The sequence below is a fragment of the Streptomyces sp. CNB091 genome (assembly GCF_000377965.1).
Genome location: NZ_KB898990.1, coordinates 634,878 through 652,391, shown reverse-complemented (window position 1 = coordinate 652,391; position 17,514 = coordinate 634,878). Strand labels below are relative to the sequence as shown.

Below are 17,514 nucleotides of genomic sequence, written 5' to 3'. Positions count from 1 at the left end.
GTCAGCTCACCACTCCGGTCATGACGGCGACGGGTACGGAGATGAAGCCCACCGTCAGCACTGCTGCGAGGAGGTTGGCGAGGGTCTTCAGGATGCGGTCGCGGGTCGCGTTGCCGACGCCCAGGGTCTGCGCGGCGCTCCAGAAGCCGTGCTGGACGTGCAGGCCCATGGCGAGCACGGCGACGATGTAGATGACGTTGCCGTACCAGGTCGAGAAGGTGTCGATGACGTTCTGGTAGGGGTGCCCGGCCTCGAAGCTGGTGTGCACGGTGCCGGTCGTCAGGTCGAGGATGTGCCAGACGATGAAGAGCGCCAGGATGATCCCGCCCCAGCGCATGGTCCGGGTGGCGTAGCTCGCCCGGGGCCTCTTGTGGACGTACTTGGCCGGGCGCGCCCTGATGTCGCGCCGGCTCAGCTGGTACGCGGAGACGCCGTGCAGCACGACGGCCGCGACCAGCCCCACCCGGACGAGCCACAGCGCCCACTCGTAGTGCAGTACCGGTTCGCCCATGGTGCGCAGCCAGTGGGCGTACCCGTCGAACTCGCCGGGTCCGAAGAAGATCTTCAGGTTGCCCACCATGTGGGCGACGAGATATCCGAGCATGACCAGACCGGTCACGGCCATGATCGTCTTCTTGCCGACGGTCGAGTCCCAGAGCGTACGCGTCATCGACGGCCGTCGGTCCGTCCGCGTTGCCAATGCCATGGACACGACGGTAGGGGCGAACAGCCCGATCAGTCCAAGACATGGCCTGGCTCATCTCCATAGGCGTTCGCTATCGACAGCCGGTAGGGTCGAAGGGTGCACTTCCAACAGCTCACCTACTTCGTGGCCGTCGCCGAGGCCCGGCACTTCACCCGGGCCGCCGAGGCGGTGCATGTGTCGCAGCCCTCGCTCTCCCAGCAGATCCGGGCGCTGGAGACGGAGTTGGGCGCTGATCTGTTCAGCCGGGCCCGGGGCAACATCGCCCTCACCGACGCGGGCGAGGCGCTGTTGCCGCTCGCCCGGCGGATCCTCGCCGACGCGGAGACGGCGCGGCAGGAGGTCCAGGAGCTGGTCTCGCTGCGCAGCGGCCGGGTGCGGCTGGGGGCGACGCCGAGCCTGTGCACCGGGCTGCTGCCGGACATGCTGCGCGCCTTCCACGACCGTCATCCGGGGGTACGGCTGCTGCTGGAGGAGGGCGGCTCGCACGACCTGGTGCGTCAGCTGGCGCGGGGCGCGCTCGACCTGGCGCTGGTGGTGCTGCCCATGCCGGCCGCCTCTCCCGCGCTGACCACGGTGGAACTGCTGCACGAGGACCTGGTGGTGGTGTCCTCGGCGGCTGAACCGCCCCCCGGGCGGGGCGGCCGGATCCGGATCGCGGATCTGGAGGGGGCGCCGCTGGTGATGTTCCGGCACGGGTACAACCTGCGGGAGCTGACCGTGGCCGCGTGCCGCGCGGAGGGCTTCGAGCCCACGTTCACGGTCGAGGGCGGCGAGATGGACGCGGTGCTCGGTTTCGTACGGGCGGGGCTCGGCATCGCCGTGGTGCCGAGCATGGCCGCCGCCCGGGCGGGCAGCGACCTGCGGAGGACCCCGCTGGCCGGCGCCGGGCTGCGGCGCACGATCGCGCTGGCGCACCGCAGCGACGTGGCTCCGCCCCGGGCCGCGCGCGAGCTCCAGCGGATGCTGCTGGAGCTCCGGCCGGCTCCGGGCTGACCGGGCCGGGGCGCGAAGGGTCCTCCGCGCCCCGGCCGGACTCAGACCGCGTCCGCCAGCAGCAGGGCGTGGATGCGGTCCGGAGCCCCGGGGCGGGCGTAGTACCAGCCCTGTGCGGTGTCGCAGCCCAGCAGCCGCAGCTGCTCGGCCTGGGCGCCCGTCTCCACGCCCTCCACCGTGACGGCCAGCTCCAGGCTGTGGGCCAGCGACACGATGCCCTCGACGATCTTCAGATCGACCGGGTCCGCCGGGTGCTGCTGCATGCCCCGGGTGAACGAACGGTCCAGCTTGAGCACGCTCACCGGCAGCCTGCGCAGGTTCGCCAGGTTCGAGTAGCCCGTGCCGAAGTCGTCGAGCGCGATGTCGACGCCCATCTCCGCGAGCTGCCGCAGCGGCTTGAGGAGATCGTCGTCGGCGCCGATCAGGGCGGACTCGGTCACCTCCAGGCAGAGCGCCCCCGGTTCGAGACCGGAACGTTCCAGCACGTCGACGGTCTCGGCGACGAGGCGGGGGTGGTGCAGCTGGGTCGGCGAGAGGTTGACGTTGATCCGCAGCGGTCCTCCGTCGCTGTGCCGCTCCTGCCAGAAGTTCGCCTGCCGTACGGACTCCTCCAGCACCCAGCGCCCGAGCGGCACGATGAGCCCGGTGTGCTCGGCGAGCGGGATGAACCGGTCGGGGCCGAGCACCCCGTGCTGCGGATGGCACCACCGTACGAGGGCTTCGGCGCCGTGCACCGTGCCGTCGCCCAGGTGCACGAGCGGTTGGTACTCGATGAAGAACTCGCCCCGGTCCAGGGCGGCCGGGAGCGCGGTCGTCAGCCCGTGCCGCGTGATGGCCCGCGCGTCGGCCTCGGCGTCGGCGAGCTGGTAGCGGTTGCCGCCCGCCGCCTTGGCCCGGTACATCGTGATGTCGGCGCTGCGCAGCACCTCGGCGGCGCTGCGCTCCCCGGAGGGCCCCTCGACGACGCCGATGGAGCCGCGGACGGTCAGCTCTCGGCCGTCGAGGCGGATGGGGGAGGCGAGCGCGTTGAGGATGCGGCCGGCCAGCTCGTCCACCTCCTCGGCCGTGTCCGGTCCTGTGGTGAGCGCGACGAACTCGTCGCCGCCGAGCCGGGCGACCATCTCGCCGGGCGCGGTGGCGCAGCTCTGGAGCCGGTCGGCGACCTCGACCAGGAGGCGGTCGCCGGCCGCGTGGCCGAGGCTGTCGTTGATGGCCTTGAAGCCGTCGAGGTCCAGGTAGCAGAGGCCGAAGCGGATTCCCTCCTGGGCGGCGAGGGCCTTCTCCAGGCGCTCGAAGAACAGCGTCCGGTTGGGCAGCCCGGTGAGCGCGTCGTGGGTGGCCTCGTAGCGCAGGCGCAGATGGAGCAGCCGCCGCTCGGTGGTGTCCTCCATCAGTGCGAGCTGGTACTCGGGACGGCCCTCGGAATCCCGCAGCAGCGAGACGGTGAGGTTGGTCCACAGCACGGTGCCGTCGTTGCGGTAGTACGCCTTCTCGACCCGGTAGTGGTCGCGTTCGCCGCGTACCAGCTCGTCGTAGTACTTCCACACCTGCGGCGAGTCCTCGGGGTGGACCCACTCGTTCACCTTGTGGCTGCGGACGTGGTGCTCAAGACCGCCGAACATCTTGGTGAGGGTGTCGTTGATCTCCAGGATGTTGCCGTCCAGGTCGGCGACGCCGATGCCGACGGCGGCGTCCTCGAAGACCGCGCGGAACCGGGCCTCCGTGGCGTGCAGGGCCTGTTCGGCGTCCGAGCGGGCGGTCAGCGCCGAGCGGGCGATGGCCTCCTGCTCGGCGAGCGTGCGCTCGCGCAGGGCCCCGGTGAAGCCGGCGGCGAGGGTGTGCTGGATCCGGGCGCAGCGGGCCCGGCCGTCCTCGGTGGACAGCGCGCCGGGCCCGGTGCCGCCGCAGTACAGGACGAGGTAGGAGTCGACGACGCCGAGCGTGGAGCTGAGGGCGTCCGGGTCGGTGCAGTGCGCGTCGATCAGGGCTTCGCCGATCCGCTGGGCGGGCGAGGCGTCGAAGGGGTGGGCGTGCAGGATGCCGTTCAGCTCGCGTGCCAGGGGCAGCAGATGCTGTTCGAACTCCGGCCGGGTGAGAGAGGTGGCCGTCAGGGGGAAGATGGCCCGGCTCCAGATTCTGGCGAATCTCCGCAGCCGGCCTTCCGGACCGTCGGGTTCCGCGTCCGGTTCCCCGGACGTCTGGGCGGGAATGGTCACGCCTTGCGCCCAACCCCTGCGAAGCCCGAGAAGGCGTACGGGTCTTCCTGCTCCGGCGCCTGCGGGGTGTCGGGCCGCCATTCGGGCATCGACACGAGCCCCGGCTCGACCATCTCGTAGCCCTCGAAGAACTGGCCGATCTCCTCGCGCGAGCGCATGATCAGCGGGTTGCGGATGTTCTGGTAGACGCCGACCGTGCCGGCGGCCTCCTCCTCGGGCAGCGGGATGCCCTCGTACGAGGCGTGGGTCAGGACGATCAGGCTGCCGGGGGCCAGTGACTCGCGCAGCTCGGCGACCGCGCCGCGCGGGTCGTCGGCGTCCTCCACGAAGTGGAGGACCGCGACCAGCAGCAGCGCCACCGGCCGCTCCAGGTCCAGCAGCCCGGTGATCTCCGGGTTCGTCAGGATCTCCTTGGGACGGCGCAGGTCGGCGGCGGCGATGACCGCGCGGTCGACGCCCTCCAGGACGGCCCGGCTGTGAGCGACGGCGACCGGGTCGTGGTCGACGTAGGCCACCTTGGCCCCGGGGTCGGCGGCCTGGGCGACCTCGTGGACGTTGCCGAAGGTCGGTATGCCGGAGCCGATGTCCAGGAACTGGTCGATGCCGGTGTCCACGGCGTAGCGGACGGCCCTGCGCATAAAGGCGCGATTGGCCTGCATGATCTTGGGAAGGCCCGGAAGGAACTCCATGGCCTTGCGCGCGGCTTCCCGGTCCACCTCGAAATTGTGCGATCCGCCCAGATAGAAGTCGTACATGCGAGACACGCTTGGCACCGAAATGTCAATGCCCTGCGGTGCCCAGGCGGGACGCTCCATCGATGTCTCCAACAAGTCGCCACGGCGATCCGGCCATGTTCATGGTCAGTGTTGACCAGAGGCTACTGATCGGCCGCCAAGAGAGCGAGTGGAAACGGAAATTAGCGATCCGTTATTGGTCACACTCCGGTGGCATCTGCGGGCGATCCGTCGCTGCGCGTATGCGAACAGCGACGGACCGGCACTCCGGACGCCGTTTCCCTGTGATTCGGGGCCACTTGGGGCTCCTGGGCGGTGTGTCCTCGTCGAACCCAAAGAGCGTGAAGCCCGCACTGTCGGTGAGCGCCCTTCCGAGCTTCCTGCCCTCCTGAACGGCGAGTTGACCGGTCTCCCCGGATTCCGCCGCCTCCGCCTCCGCCTCCGCTTCGGCCTCGGCCCGTATCCACCGCCCACCGGTCCGTACCCGCTGCCGGCGGGCTGCTGGACCGGAGCGGCGCTGCCCACGGACTGGCGGCGGGTGGTGCGTCGCCCCGCACCCGAGCGCACGCCGTCGTGAGCGTCGACCGAGCCGCGGCGGTGGGCGCGAGCGAGGCGTCGCGCCAGGTGTTCATGTCGACTCCCCTGGTGCTTCGTCGTACCGCTTCCCGGTGCGGGACCGCGCCGTTCATGCTCCTGGGTGCGAGACGCCGACGGGGGCGTGTTCAAAGGAATGCCGAGAAGAATTCGGCGAGGCGACGTCCACCGGTCAAACACGAATGGCCCATTAACCGCACGATCAGGCGAATCAACGGCAGGTGTCGCGTGTTCCCCCGCAGCGTGGATCATGCTCGCGGACGTGTACGGATCACGCATCGCGCGGCTCACGACGGTCGCCGCACTTCTCTGGCTGACAGCCGTACCGCTGCCCGCCACCGCCGACAGCTGCGCGGTGGCCACGATCGGGCAGGGAGACGGCAGTTCGTCGGTCGCCGTGGCGGGCGACGGAGACTGTGTCGCGGTCTCCGAGCCACCACCACCGCCACCACCGAAGCCGCCACCCCCACCGCCGCCTCCCCCGCCGCCTCCGCCGCCACCCCCACCTCCACCGCCGCCGCCGGTGGTCGCGGAACCGCCGCCTCCACCGCCGCCGCCGGTGGTCACGGAACCGACGCCTCCACCTCCGCCTTCACCTCCGCCGCCTCCTCCCCCGCCACCGGCACCCGCTCCCGCTCCCGCTCCCGCGCCCGCACCGCCATCGAATCCCTCGCCGTCGCCGGAGCCACCGGAGCGGACCGAGCCACCGCGCCCCCGGTCCGTCGCGCTGCCGGCGTACCGCAAACCGGCCCGCAAACAGCCGCGGAGCGGACCGTCGCTGGTGTCCCTGACGCTGCTCATCACCGCCCCGGCGGTGTTCGCCGTTGCCGTGCTGCGGCCGCGATCATCCCGCTGACCAGGAGAGATGCATGTCCGAATGGCTCGTCCTGAGCATTGCCATGGCGTCCGCCTGCGCGGTCGTCCTCACCATCGCCGTCCTGAACAACCGGCGGATCGGGGATGACGACGACCCGTCCGAGACGCCCGACGTCATCGAATACATGACGATGATGATCGGCGTGGTCTACGCGATCGTCCTGGGGCTCGCCATCGCCGGGGTCTGGGAGGGACGCAGCGCCGCCCAGGAGTCCGTCCGCGTCGAAGCGCAGGCGCTGCACGAGGTGCAGGCGCGCGCCTCCGTCTACCCGGTGGAGGTCCGCGACCGCATCCGCGCGGACGTCGACGCCTATGTCAGCCATGTGGTGCACGACGAGTGGAAGGTGATGTCCGAGCACAACACGCTCACCGAGCGCGGCACCGAGTTGCTGGACAAGGTACGGGCGGACGTCACCGACTACGCGCCCAGGACCGATCACGAGGGGCAGGCCTACCAGCCGCTGGTCGACCAGGTGGCGGCTGCGGACGACGCCCGCAGCACACGCGCGCAGAACGCCGGGGCGACGATGCCGGGGGTGGTCTGGTTCGGGCTGATCATCGGGGCGCTGGTGACCGTGGGGCTGATCTTCACCCTCCAGATCCGCAGAACGTTCCGCGAACTGCTCCTGGCCGGCCTGTTCAGCGCGTTGATCGCCTTCCTGCTCTTTCTGATCTGGGACTTCGACGCGCCCTTCGGCCGGGGCATCTCGGCCACCGCGGACCCGTTCCTCGACATGTTCCCGGGGGCCGCCCGCTGAGTCGGCGCCCCGGCCGGTGAGCCGGCCGGTGAGCCGGCTGGGGGACACCGCTGACCCATTCGCCGGACCCCGATCGCGGGCCGGGGAGACCCCTCCTAGCGTGTCGGGCATCGAGGTGCATTTTTCCTGCTATGTGGAAATTGGTTCCGCAGCTGCCCCTCGGCGAACCCGGAGGATCCACCATGCGCGCGATACGTGTCGCACCGCTCGCCCTGCTCGGCGCCAGTGCCCTGACGCTGCTGGCCCCGTCCGCCGCCCACGCCGCGCCGGACGGGGCGACCAGCACGTTCAACCCGACGATCGCCCCGTCGGTCATCGCACCCGGCGGCCGGGTCACCCTCGGCGCCGGCGGCTGCACGGGCGAGACGACCGTCTCCTCGGGCGTCTTCGACACCACCACCATCCCGAGCGGCTCCACGACGGCCACCGCCACCATCGACACGGACGCCCGCCGGGGGGCGGTGTACGCGGTGACGTTCGCGTGTGGCTCCACCGGCACCTCCCGCAACGTCAACCTGACGATCACCGGCGGCGCCACGAGCACCCCCACCCCCAGGCCCACCACCGTTCCGACCGCCAGCTCGACGGCGCTCATCCCGGGCGGCGTGCGCGGCGGCCTCGGCGGAAGCTCCGGCTCCACCGACACGGTGGAGGTCGCCGCCGGAGCGGCCCTGGTGGCCGTGGCGGCCTCGGGCACCCTCTACTTCGCGCGCCGCCGCACCGCCGACCGCCGCCACTGACCGCGAGCATGCGGCGCACGACAGTCGCCCCGGGTCCTGATCCAGGACTCGGGGCGACGGGCGTATCGGGCCGGGCGGGAGGTTCGACGCCTTAGAACGCCGCATGGCTCGTCGTCCGGCGCCGGACGAGGAAGACCGCGCCGCCGACGGCCGCCGCGGCCACCAGACCGCCGCCGACCTGCATCTCCACGGAGCTCGGCCCCATCGAGCCGCCGAGCCCGCCCTGCGAGGGGTTGCCGGCGAGCACGGTGAACTTGTGCGTCGCGATCCGGTCGTTGTCGCTGCACTTCACGGAGAGGTGGTACTGCCCCGGCGTGGTGTTGTTCCGGACTCGGGCATGGGCGTAGTTGGTGCCGTCACCCGGCGAGAGGGTGGTCGTCGGGAACGCGTTCGACCAGACCTTGCCGCCGTGACCGCAGCCCTGCGCGGTGATCTTCAGCGTGCCGCCCTGGTGGACGGAGTGAGGGTTGACGGCGACGTTGACCGGGCCGTTGGTGGCGGCGGCCATGGGAGCCGCCAGCCCGACGGCCGCGAAAGCGGTCGCGGTGACCGCGAGAGCGCGTGAGACACGCATCGTGTGAACCTCCAGCGGGAAACGCCCCCGGGGGCTTGTCCCCCGGGCTGGATCGACGAGAACGCCTCCCATGACGAACACTCACCAGCGGACCGGAGGCTCGCACTTCGGCGTTGCTCCACCCCGGTGACGCGACACGCCGTACGAAAACCCGCGGAACTGACGGAGTCGCAGGTCACAGCCCGTCAGAACTTTTATCTGCTCATTACTCCGATGGGCAGGCATCCGGCAGGCATCCGGCAGGCATCCGGCCGGGGCCCGGCAAGGGGCCCGCCCCCGCCGCCACCCGTTCGCCCCTCTCTGATCGCCGCCCGGACCCGACGCCCTTAGCGTTCACAGCGTCGCGACGAAGGGAGAACCATGGGCCGGGACTACGCTGGCGCCGAGCGGACCAGACGTGTGCCATGGGGTGCGGTCGCCCTGGTGCTGCTCAGCGGCCTCGCCCTCATGCGCAACGGCACGGAGTTCGGGGAGGCGGGCCCCCCGCAGCCCGCGGCGGCCGCCTCGCTGGACCTGGGCAAGGACACCGCGGGGCCGCCGGTGGAGGGCGAGGCGGTGCAGCCGCTGCCGTACGCCCCGGCCTCCCGGGTGAAGGTTCCGTCCATCGACGTCGACGCCCCGGTCATCGACGTCAACCTGGACGCCAACGGGTGGATCGACGCCCCGCCCGCCGAGGACCCCAACCTCGCCGGCTGGTACCAGAACGGCATCGCCCCCGGCCAGCGCGGCACCGCCGTGGTCGTCGGCCACGTCGACAACATGTCCGGGCCCGCGGTCTTCTACGGCCTCGGCTCGCTCCAGAAGGGGCACCGGGTCGAGGTCGCCCGCTACGACGGCCGGGTCGGGATCTTCGAGGTGTACGGGGTGGAGGTCTTCTCCAAGAACGACTTCCCCGGCCCCCGGGTCTACGGCGACACCGGCCACGCGGAGCTGCGGGTCATCACCTGCGGCGGGGGCTACTCCAAGGCGGGCGGCTACGACGGCAACGTGGTGGTCTTCGCCCGGCTCGTCGACACCCGCTGACAGCGGCGCTCCCACACGACGGCGCCCCCGGCTCAGAGGCGGCGCGGCACCGTGATGCGGTAGCCGGAGTCCAGCAGCCGGGGAAGATAGCGGCGCAGGGCCGCGACGCTCTGCGAGCGGTCGCCGCCCGCGTCGTGCGACAGGACGACGACGCCGGGCGCCGCTCCGTCCAGCACCCGGCGGACGATTCGGCCGGTGCCCGGCGTCTTCCAGTCGAGCGTGTCCACGGTCCAGGCCATGGGCTCCATGCCCAGCTCGGCCCCGATCTCGAAGGAGTTGCGGTTCCACGCGCCGTAGGGCGCGCGGTACCAGAGCGGCGGGGCCCCGAGCGCCCGGTCCACCACCTCGCTGGTGCGCCCCAGTTCCTCGCGGATCGCACGGCGGGAAAGCTTCGGGATCAGCGGGTGCGACCAGGAGTGGTTGCCCACCACATGCCCGTCGTCGGCCATCTCGCGCAGCAGGTCCGGGTTTCCGTCGGCCATCTCTCCGCAGACGAAGAACATCGCGCGGACCCGGTGCTCGCGCAGGGTGGCCAGGATGTCCGGGGTGTAGAGCGGGTCGGGTCCGTCGTCGAAGCTCAGGACCATCGAGTGACCGATCTCGGGGAGATGCTCGAAGGGCCGGACGCGCACGGGCGGCCTGGCCGGTCTGAACCTGGGCGGGGTGTTCGCCGTCATCGGTTCGAGCCGGTACGGGGAGGGCCGGCCCCGGACGTGTCCCGGAGGTCCCGCGGCCGCGGCGGGCGGGGTCTTCGCGGCGAGTGCGGAGCGAGCGGGCGCCGAGGCCGGATCGGCGGCGACCAGGTGGACGGCGGTGGCGGTTCCGAGGCCGAGCGCGACCCTCAACAGGGTGCGGCGCTCGGGTCCGGTGTGATCACTTCTCATGGCCAACTGCTCGCACGGCCGGACGTCTGTTCCCGCCGCCGACACCGACCATCGACCGTTTTGTACACGATCGACGCAGTATGTTCATCTCCATTCGGGCCGGTCGGCGTCCCGGAGCCTCCCCTCCGGGACGAGCCGATAGCCTCGGAGCCGTGACAGAGCAGCAGCCTCACCGGTTCGAACGCGGCACGGACGGCCCCAAGATGATCGTCGCGGGGCTCGACGGCTCCGATTCGTCGATGCGCGCGGCGGCCTACGCCGCCGGACTGGCCCGCCGGCAGAACGCCATGCTGGCCCTGGTGTACGTCCAGCCCGTCATCACGGCGGGTGCGGCGCTGGGCGTGCCGGTGGGCGACACCACGGGCGAGGTCGCCAAGGACCTGGTCACCCAGATCCGCGAGGCGACCGAGCGCTTCAGTGACGCGTGGGACATGCGCTGGGAGTTCCACACCTTCCGGGGCGACCCGTACAACGGGCTGGTGACGGCGGCCGACGAGCTGAAGGCGGACGCGGTGGTGGTCGGGGCGTCGGAGTCGGCCGGGCACCGCTTCGTCGGTTCGGTGGCCGTGCGCCTGGTGAAGGCGGGGCGCTGGCCGGTCACCGTGGTGCCGTGAGGAGCGTTCACCTGCCCATGAGGAGCCCGTCGCTCTCCGCTCCGCGCCCGAGGACGACGGTACGGATGCGGTCGCGGACCTCGCGCAGGTGCTCGGCCCCCTCGTCGAGGGAGGCGTTGAGGTTGACGGCGCGCCCGGTGCCGGTGTCGTACCACTGCGGGACGAACTCCGCCTTCTTCACCGTCCAGCGCTCGCCGGGCTCGGCGGGCGGCGCGAAGGTGAAGCGGCCCATCGAGCTCTGGTTGCCGCGCGGATCCTGGACCCCCTCGTAGTTGATCATCGCTCCGGCGATCTGGTCGCCCATCCCGTAGACCACCCAGGTGCCGTTGACCTTCTCGTACGCCTGCGGCACATGGGCATGGGTGCCGATGATCAGGTCGATGTCGGGGCGGCCCCCGTCGGCGGACGCGGTGAGCCGCCGGGCCAGTTCCAACTGGGTCGCGTCGGGCTCGTCCTGCCATTCGGTACCCCAGTGCGCGGAGAGGACGACGACGTCGGCGCCGGCCCGCCGGGCCGCCCTGGCCTCCTCGATGATCCTGCGCTCGTCGGTCACGTTGACCGTCCAGGGCCGGTCGGCGGGGACCGGGATGTCGTTGGTCCCGTAGGTGTACGCGAGGTGGGCGACCTTGGCCGCGCCCTTCCCAGGCCCGGCGGGCAGGATCGTGGGCCGGGCGGCCTCGGCGGCGGTGCGGGCGGAGCCGGCGTGCCGGATGCCCGCCCCGTCCAGCGCGCCGAGCGTGCGCGAGACCCCCGCGGCCCCGTCGTCGAGGGTGTGGTTGGAGGCTGTGGAGCAGGAGTCGAACCCGGTGGCGCGCAGGGCGGTGGCGACCTCGGGCGGCGACTTGAAGCTCGGGTAGCCGGTGTAGGGGCCGCCCTCCTCGCCGTACACCGTCTCCATGTGGCAGAACGCCAGGTCCGCGGCGGAGACGACCGGGGCGACGCCCGCCAGCATCGGGGCGAAGTCGTAGCCGGTGCCGCCCGCGTCGGCGGCGGCCCGGTCGATCACGGAGGAGTGCGGCAGGATGTCGCCCGCGGCGAGGAGCGTGAACGGGCGGGGCCCCTCGGCGTCCTGGCCGCCGGCGCCGCGGGCGGCGGGGGGCCCGCTCGGCGCGGGGGACGGGGACTGCTGCCCGGTGCAGCCGGTGGCCGCGGCGAGCAGGAGGGCGATGGCGGCCGCGGTGCCCGGTCGGATGCGCTGCGTCATCTGCTCGACTCCATGTTCGGATGATTACGACCATCCGACTACACAGATCTTCATACCGGATAAGCAAGGAGCATTGCCGCATACCTAGCTGAACTGGTCGTACCGGCCGACCCCGACGGCCCCTCGACCGTTCACCGCACCATTCGCCGCACTGAGCGACCGCTCGTCGCACGCCTCGGCGCACCGCCTGTTCCCGCGCCGCCGAATGCGTTCGTATACGCCAAGTCGGCAACGAGGCCGCCAGGGGCCGCCGCGGGAGAGGGCGTACATGAAGACCACCACGACGACCGACGAGCGGACCCTCGCCGAGTTGCAGCGGGAGCACGGCCCCGCGCTGTTCCACTTCCTCCTCGGTCTGACCTTCGGGGACCGGCAGCGGGCCGAGGACTTGGTGCAGGAGACCCTGGTACGCGCCTGGCAGCACCCCGAGGCCTTCGACGCGCCCTACGCGTCGATGCGGCCGTGGCTGTTCACCGTGGGCCGCCGCCTCGCCATCGACGCGCGGCGCTCCCGGCAGGCCCGTCCCGTCGAGGTCAGCGACACCGTGCTGGAGAGCACCCCGGACGCCCTGGACACCGCGGACTCGGCCGTCCGCGCCCTGGACGTCCGGGAGGCGGTCCGCACCCTCAGCCCCGAGCACCGTGCGGTGCTGGTGCAGATCTACTTCCGCGGGCTGAGCGTCGGCGAGACGGCCGAGGCGCTCGGCATCCCGGCGGGGACCGTCAAGTCCCGCTCGTACTACGCCCTGCGGGTCCTCGCGCGGACGCTGCCCGGCTACTCCCGCAGGTCCTCCACCCGGAGCAGCGCCAGCAGGGCGGAGGCCTCGGCCATCTCCACGTAGACCCGGGCGCAGCCGTCGCAGCCCCGGAGGTGGCGGGCGACCCTACGGGTCTCCTCGGCGTCCAGGGCGTCCAGGACGTACGCGCCCAGCAGCAGGCGCACATGCGGGTCGTCGCCGGGGTCGACACTCATTCACTGCCTCGCATCTCCTGGGCGATCCTCCCCTTCTGCCCACGCGGGGCGCGCGCCCCCGGTTCAATGCTGCGTGAAGCCCGGCACCGAGCAAGGAAAGAGGCGAGACGGGATGCGTCCCGAGGATACGGATGGGAGCGGTGGGAACGGGCTCCAGGTACCGATGACCTGGCTGTCCACCGAGTATCTCGCCGACGACCTGTTACGGACCGGCGATCTGATGGAACCGACGACCCTGGAGTTCCGGGCGGGGCGCGAAGCCCTCGCGCTGACGATGTTCCTGTGCGGAGTCCCCCGGGACGCTCCCGCCCGCCGGGCCCTGCCCGGGCCGCGGGTGGACGAGCTGCGGAGCCTCACGGCGTACGAGTGCACCTGGCGCGCCTGGGTCTGCGAGCGGCTGGCGGAGGCGGGTCGGAACACCGAGCCGGGCGACCCCGATCTGGCGTTGGCGCGGGCGGCCTGGCGGTGGCTGGAGGAGACCGAACTGCTCGCGACGGACCTCGACGCGATCGGCCCCGGATGCTGCAAGACCGACAGCCAGGAGGTCCGCGTCTGGACGCCCGCCTGGCAGTTGGGGCTGCCGCTGGGGCATCTGGCCGTCCGCCTGTGCTGATCGCCTGCTTCAGGAACCGTGCACCCCGGCACGGTACTTGGGCAGCCGCAGCGTGATCTTCATGCCTGCCCCGACGCCGGTCTCGATGACCAGGCCGTAGTCGTCGCCGTAGACCTGACGCAGCCGCTCGTCCACGTTGAGCAGGCCGATGCCGGTGGAGGCACCGCCCTCGCCGCGCAGGATCTGCCGCAGCCGTTCGGGGTCCATGCCCGTTCCGTCGTCCTCGATGACCACCTCGGCCTCGGAGCCGGCGTCCAGGGCGCTGATGGTGATGCGGCTGCGGGTGACCGCGCCTTCCAGGCCGTGCTTGACGGCGTTCTCCACCAGCGGCTGGAGGCACAGGAACGGCAGCGCGACGGGCAGCACCTCGGGGGCGACCTGGAGGGTCACGGCGAGGCGTTCGCCGAAGCGGGCGCGGACGAGGGCCAGATACTGGTCGATGGAGTGCAGTTCGTCCGCCAGCGTGGTGAACTCCCCGTGCCTGCGGAACGAGTAGCGGGTGAAGTCGGCGAACTCCAGCAGCAGTTCACGGGCCTGTTCGGGGTCGGTCCGGACGAACGAGGCGATGGCGGCGAGCGAGTTGAAGATGAAGTGCGGGGAGATCTGCGCCCGCAGGGCCTTGATCTCCGCCTCGATGAGCTGGGTGCGGGAGCGGTCCAGCTCGGCCAGCTCCAGCTGGACGCAGACCCAGCGGGCCACCTCCCCCGCCGCCCGGGCCAGTACCGCCGACTCGCGCGGGGCATAGGCGACCAGCGCGCCCAGGACCCGGTTCTCGACGGTGAGCGGAACGGCGACGGCCCAGCGCAGCGGGCAGTCGAGGTCGGCGCAGCCGCTGTCGAAGGCGGTGCGGCGGCCGTTGTCCAGGAGCACCTTCAGCTGCTCCATGACGTCCTTGCCGTGGTGGTGCCCGGCGCCGTCCCAGACCAGCACCCGGTCCCGGTCGGTGAGGCAGAGGGCGTCGGTGCCGAGCAGGGAGCGCAGCCGGCGGGCCGCGCGCCGGGCGCTCTCCTCGGTGAGGCCGGCCCGCAGCGGCGGGGCGGCCAGCGACGCGGTGTGCAGGGTCTCGAACGTGGCGTGCTCGACGGGGGTGCCGACGTCGCTGGGGCGCAGCGGTCGGGCGGTGCGGCGGCCCACCAGATACCCGGCGACGAGCAGCAGCACGGCCGGCACCACGACGAGAACGGCGATCGCGGCCCCGGTCATCGTTCCCGCCCCGCGGCGGACCGCGCCGAGGAGAGTGCCTCGGGCAGGTGGAAGCGGGTCATGGCGGCGTTGGTGCCGGGGGGTATCCGCCCCGGTGTGGCGAGCGAGACGAGGATCATCGCGAGGAACCCCACGGGGACGGACCAGACGGCGGGCCAGGCGAGCAGGGCGTGCGGCCAGCCCGGCGGGCGTACGGCTCCGCTGACGGTGACGGCCACCGCGACGAGCGCGGAGCCGCCGCCCAGCAGCAGCCCCGCCACGGCCCCGGGCGGGGTGAGCCGCCGCCACCAGATGCCGAGGACGAGCAGCGGGCAGAAGGAGGAGGCGGAGACGGCGAAGGCCATGCCCACCGCGTCGGCCACCGGCACCCGGCTCACCAGCAGGGAACCGGCGAGCGGTACGGCGATGGCGAGGACGGTGGCGAGCCGGAAGTGGCGGACCCCGCGCGAGGGCAGGACGTCCTGGGTGATGACTCCGGCGACGGCCATGGTGAGCCCGGAGGCGGTGGACAGGAACGCGGCGAACGCCCCGCCGGCGATCAGCGCCCCGAGGAGGTCGCCGCCGAGTCCGCCGATGACGCGGGCGGGCAGGAGGAGGACGGCGGCGTCCGCGTCTCCGCCGTACCGCAGTTCGGGCGTGTAGAGCCGGCCGAGGGCTCCGTAGATCGGCGGCAGCAGGTAGAAGAGGCCGACCAGAGCGAGAACGGCGACGGTGGTGCGGCGGGCGTCGCGGCCGTTGGGGCTGGTGTAGAAGCGGACGACGACGTGCGGCAGACCCATGGTGCCGAGGAAGGTCGCCACGATCAGCCCGTAGGTGGCGTACAGCGGATGGTCGGCGCGGAAGACGGCGAGCTGGTCGTCGAAGCTGACCCGGGGCCGGCCGTCGCCCTGCCAGGCGAGCACCAGGAAGAGAGCGGGGACCAGGAGCGCGGTGAGTTTCAGCCAGTACTGGAAGACCTGGACGAAGGTGATGGAGCGCATGCCGCCGGCGGCGACTGCGGCGGTCACGACGGTGGCGACGAGGACGTCGCCGAGCCACCCCGGAGCGCCCGTGAGGATCTTGAGGGTGAGGCCGGCGCCCTGGAGCTGGGGCACGAGGTAGAGCCAGCCCGCGCCGACGACGAGGGCGCTGACCAGTCGGCGGACCTGCCGTGATTCGAGCCGTCCCTCGGCGAAGTCCGGCAGGGTGTACGCCCCCGAGCGGCGCAGCGGGGCGGCGACGAAGACCAGGAGCACCAGGTATCCGGCGGTGTAGCCGACCGGGTACCAGAGCATGTCGGGGCCGTGGACGAGGACGAGCCCGGCGACGCCGAGGAAGGAGGCGGCGGAGAGGTATTCGCCGCTGATCGCGGCGGCGTTGAGGCGGGGCCGCACGGTGCGCGAGGCGACGTAGAAGTCGGAGGTCGTACGGGAGATGCGCAGGCCGAAGCCGCCGACGAGGACGGTGGCGAGGACGACGAGGGCGACCGCCACCCAGGACGCCATGTGGTCGGGGGTGCTCACGGGGCGGGGCGGCCCTCCACCAGCCGGGCGAAGTCGCGTTCGTTGCGCTCCGCCCTGCGGACGTACCACCAGGCGGCCAGGGTGAGCGGCGGGTAGGTGGCGAAGCCGAGCACCGCCCAGACGAGGGCGGAGCTGTTCAGCGCGGCGAAGAGGAGCGGCAGGGTGCCCGCGACAAGGGCGAGGACGCCGAAGACGGTGAGCCCGGCGCGCAGTTGGCCGCGCATCAGCGATCGCACATAGGCGCCGCCGAGAGCGGTCTGCTCGTCGATCTCCGACTGGGTGCGGTAACGGGGCAGCGGGCGCACCCGCCGCGGCTCCCCCGTGACCACTTCGCGCCGGGGCGATGGCTCTGCGGACATGGGCTCGGAGTGTAGGCGTCGGCGGGCCGTGCTGGGAAGGGTTCGGCGAAGAACCCCCCAGGTCAGCGGCCGCCCGGGCGCATCAGGAGGTCGCGCAGGGCGCGGGTGTGGCGGCGGCTGACGGCCAGCTCCGCCTCCCCGATGCGCACGCTCATGCTGCCCGCGTCCAGGCGCAGCTCGTCGATCCGGCCGAGCGCCACGAGGTGGCGGCGGTGGATCCGGACGAAGCCCCGGGAGCGCCACCGCTCCTCCAGGGTGGTGAGCGGGATGCGGACGAGGTGGCTGCCGGCGGCGGTGTGCAGACGGGCGTAGTCGCCCTGGGCCTCGGCGTACGCGATCTCGTCGATGGGGATGAAACGGATGACGCCGCCCAGCTCGACCGGGATCTGGTCACCCGCGCTGTCGTGGACGGGTGCGGACCGCTCCCCCACCTGCTCGGCGACCCGTCGGACGGCTTCGGCGAGGCGTTCGCGGCGGACCGGCTTCAGGACGTAGTCGACGGCCTTGAGGTCGAAGGCGTGGACGGCGAAGCCCTCGTGCGCGGTGACGAAGACGATGAGCGGGGGTGCGGCGAAGCCGGCGAGGAGCTGGGCGACGTCGAGGCCGGTGAGACCGGCCATGTGGATGTCGAGGAAGACCACGTCGATCGCGGACGGGTCGTCGGGGCCCGCGTCCACCGCGCCACCGATGCGGCGCAGTGCCTCGGTCGCGCCGGTGGCTCCCTCGGCGCTGCGGACACGGGGGTCGGCGCGCAGGAGGTAGAGGAGTTCCTCCAGGGCGGGTTGTTCGTCGTCGACGGCGAGTACGCGCAGCATGAGGCCGGAGTTTAGGGGGTGCGGGGCGGATCAGGGCCGGGACGTGAACGGATCCCGGGTCGTACCCGTACCGCGGCACGCGGCACGCGGCACGCGGCACGCGGCACGCGGCACGCGGCACGCGGCACGCGGCA

Annotated in this window: 18 protein-coding genes; 7 read left to right on the top strand and 11 right to left on the bottom strand. The window is 72.2% G+C overall.

The window, feature by feature from the left end:
* Position 1: 1 nt before the first annotated feature.
* Entirely contained in the window at positions 2-670 is a 669-nt protein-coding gene (locus D581_RS0102785; RefSeq protein WP_018955707.1) for a succinate dehydrogenase, read from the bottom strand.
* A gap of 132 nt (positions 671-802) precedes the next feature.
* On the opposite strand from D581_RS0102785, the gene D581_RS0102780 reads away from it, so the two are divergent.
* On the top strand, positions 803-1,699 hold the full coding sequence (locus D581_RS0102780; RefSeq protein WP_018955706.1) for a LysR family transcriptional regulator: 897 nt from the start codon (positions 803-805) through the stop codon (positions 1,697-1,699).
* Positions 1,700-1,740: 41 nt separating this feature from the next.
* Here D581_RS0102780 and D581_RS0102775 read toward each other — a convergent pair whose 3' ends face one another.
* Positions 1,741-3,915 (bottom strand): putative bifunctional diguanylate cyclase/phosphodiesterase, encoded by a 2,175-nt coding sequence (locus D581_RS0102775; RefSeq protein WP_018955705.1) that lies wholly within the window; start codon positions 3,913-3,915, stop codon positions 1,741-1,743.
* Positions 3,912-4,730 carry an SAM-dependent methyltransferase gene (locus D581_RS0102770; RefSeq protein ID WP_026290126.1) on the bottom strand — a complete coding sequence of 273 codons (819 nt, stop codon included), beginning with the start codon at positions 4,728-4,730 and terminating at the stop codon, positions 3,912-3,914. The genes D581_RS0102775 and D581_RS0102770 overlap by 4 nt, the downstream gene beginning before the upstream one ends.
* Positions 4,731-6,112: 1,382 nt before the next feature.
* Here D581_RS0102770 and D581_RS0102760 point away from each other — a divergent pair.
* Together D581_RS0102760 and D581_RS0102755 are read left to right on the top strand one after the other, a co-directional pair.
* Positions 6,113-6,877, top strand: a complete 765-nt coding sequence (locus D581_RS0102760) for a bestrophin-like domain (RefSeq protein WP_018955702.1) — start codon at positions 6,113-6,115, stop codon at positions 6,875-6,877.
* Positions 6,878-7,059: 182 nt separating this feature from the next.
* Positions 7,060-7,617, top strand: coding sequence for a hypothetical protein (locus D581_RS0102755; protein WP_018955701.1), 558 nt, complete (start codon positions 7,060-7,062; stop codon positions 7,615-7,617).
* A 91-nt stretch (positions 7,618-7,708) separates the two neighbouring features.
* Here the strand turns inward: D581_RS0102755 and D581_RS0102750 are convergent, their stop codons facing one another.
* The gene (locus tag D581_RS0102750; protein ID WP_018955700.1) at positions 7,709-8,191 is read right to left on the bottom strand and encodes a hypothetical protein; all 483 of its coding nucleotides are present in this window, start codon (positions 8,189-8,191) and stop codon (positions 7,709-7,711) included.
* 360 nt (positions 8,192-8,551) lie between these two features.
* On the opposite strand from D581_RS0102750, the gene D581_RS0102745 reads away from it, so the two are divergent.
* Positions 8,552-9,214, top strand: a complete 663-nt coding sequence (locus tag D581_RS0102745) for a class F sortase (protein ID WP_018955699.1) — start codon at positions 8,552-8,554, stop codon at positions 9,212-9,214.
* A gap of 32 nt (positions 9,215-9,246) precedes the next feature.
* Here D581_RS0102745 and D581_RS0102740 read toward each other — a convergent pair whose 3' ends face one another.
* Positions 9,247-10,098, bottom strand: coding sequence for a polysaccharide deacetylase family protein (locus D581_RS0102740; RefSeq protein ID WP_018955698.1), 852 nt, complete (start codon positions 10,096-10,098; stop codon positions 9,247-9,249).
* Between the two features lie 152 nt (positions 10,099-10,250).
* On the opposite strand from D581_RS0102740, the gene D581_RS0102735 reads away from it, so the two are divergent.
* Positions 10,251-10,712: a universal stress protein gene (locus D581_RS0102735; RefSeq protein WP_018955697.1), complete on the top strand. Its 462-nt coding sequence runs from the start codon at positions 10,251-10,253 to the stop codon at positions 10,710-10,712.
* A 7-nt stretch (positions 10,713-10,719) separates the two neighbouring features.
* On the opposite strand, the gene D581_RS0102730 is transcribed toward D581_RS0102735, so the two are convergent.
* Positions 10,720-11,916 carry a CapA family protein gene (locus D581_RS0102730; RefSeq protein WP_018955696.1) on the bottom strand — a complete coding sequence of 399 codons (1,197 nt, stop codon included), beginning with the start codon at positions 11,914-11,916 and terminating at the stop codon, positions 10,720-10,722.
* Between the two features lie 268 nt (positions 11,917-12,184).
* Here D581_RS0102730 and D581_RS0102725 point away from each other — a divergent pair, with 268 nt between their 5' ends.
* A complete protein-coding gene (locus tag D581_RS0102725; protein WP_018955695.1) occupies positions 12,185-12,757 on the top strand; it encodes a sigma-70 family RNA polymerase sigma factor in 573 nt (190 codons plus the stop codon).
* On the opposite strand, the gene D581_RS0102720 is transcribed toward D581_RS0102725, so the two are convergent.
* Positions 12,691-12,888 (bottom strand): zf-HC2 domain-containing protein, encoded by a 198-nt coding sequence (locus D581_RS0102720; RefSeq protein ID WP_018955694.1) that lies wholly within the window; start codon positions 12,886-12,888, stop codon positions 12,691-12,693. The genes D581_RS0102725 and D581_RS0102720 overlap by 67 nt on opposite strands.
* Positions 12,889-13,000: 112 nt before the next feature.
* Between D581_RS0102720 and D581_RS0102715 the strand changes: the two genes are divergently transcribed.
* On the top strand, positions 13,001-13,501 hold the full coding sequence (locus D581_RS0102715; RefSeq protein ID WP_026290125.1) for a hypothetical protein: 501 nt from the start codon (positions 13,001-13,003) through the stop codon (positions 13,499-13,501).
* 9 nt (positions 13,502-13,510) lie between these two features.
* Here D581_RS0102715 and D581_RS0102710 read toward each other — a convergent pair whose 3' ends face one another.
* The 4 genes from D581_RS0102710 to D581_RS0102695 form a co-directional block, all read right to left on the bottom strand.
* The gene (locus tag D581_RS0102710; protein WP_018955692.1) at positions 13,511-14,704 is read right to left on the bottom strand and encodes a histidine kinase; all 1,194 of its coding nucleotides are present in this window, start codon (positions 14,702-14,704) and stop codon (positions 13,511-13,513) included.
* Complete coding sequence (locus D581_RS0102705; protein ID WP_018955691.1) at positions 14,701-16,206, bottom strand: sodium/solute symporter; 1,506 nt, start codon at positions 16,204-16,206, stop codon at positions 14,701-14,703. The genes D581_RS0102710 and D581_RS0102705 overlap by 4 nt, the downstream gene beginning before the upstream one ends.
* Positions 16,203-16,565 (bottom strand): hypothetical protein, encoded by a 363-nt coding sequence (locus D581_RS0102700; protein WP_047180039.1) that lies wholly within the window; start codon positions 16,563-16,565, stop codon positions 16,203-16,205. The genes D581_RS0102705 and D581_RS0102700 overlap by 4 nt, the downstream gene beginning before the upstream one ends.
* A 62-nt stretch (positions 16,566-16,627) precedes the next feature.
* Positions 16,628-17,380 (bottom strand): LytR/AlgR family response regulator transcription factor, encoded by a 753-nt coding sequence (locus D581_RS0102695; RefSeq protein WP_018955689.1) that lies wholly within the window; start codon positions 17,378-17,380, stop codon positions 16,628-16,630.
* Positions 17,381-17,514: the final 134 nt, after the last annotated feature.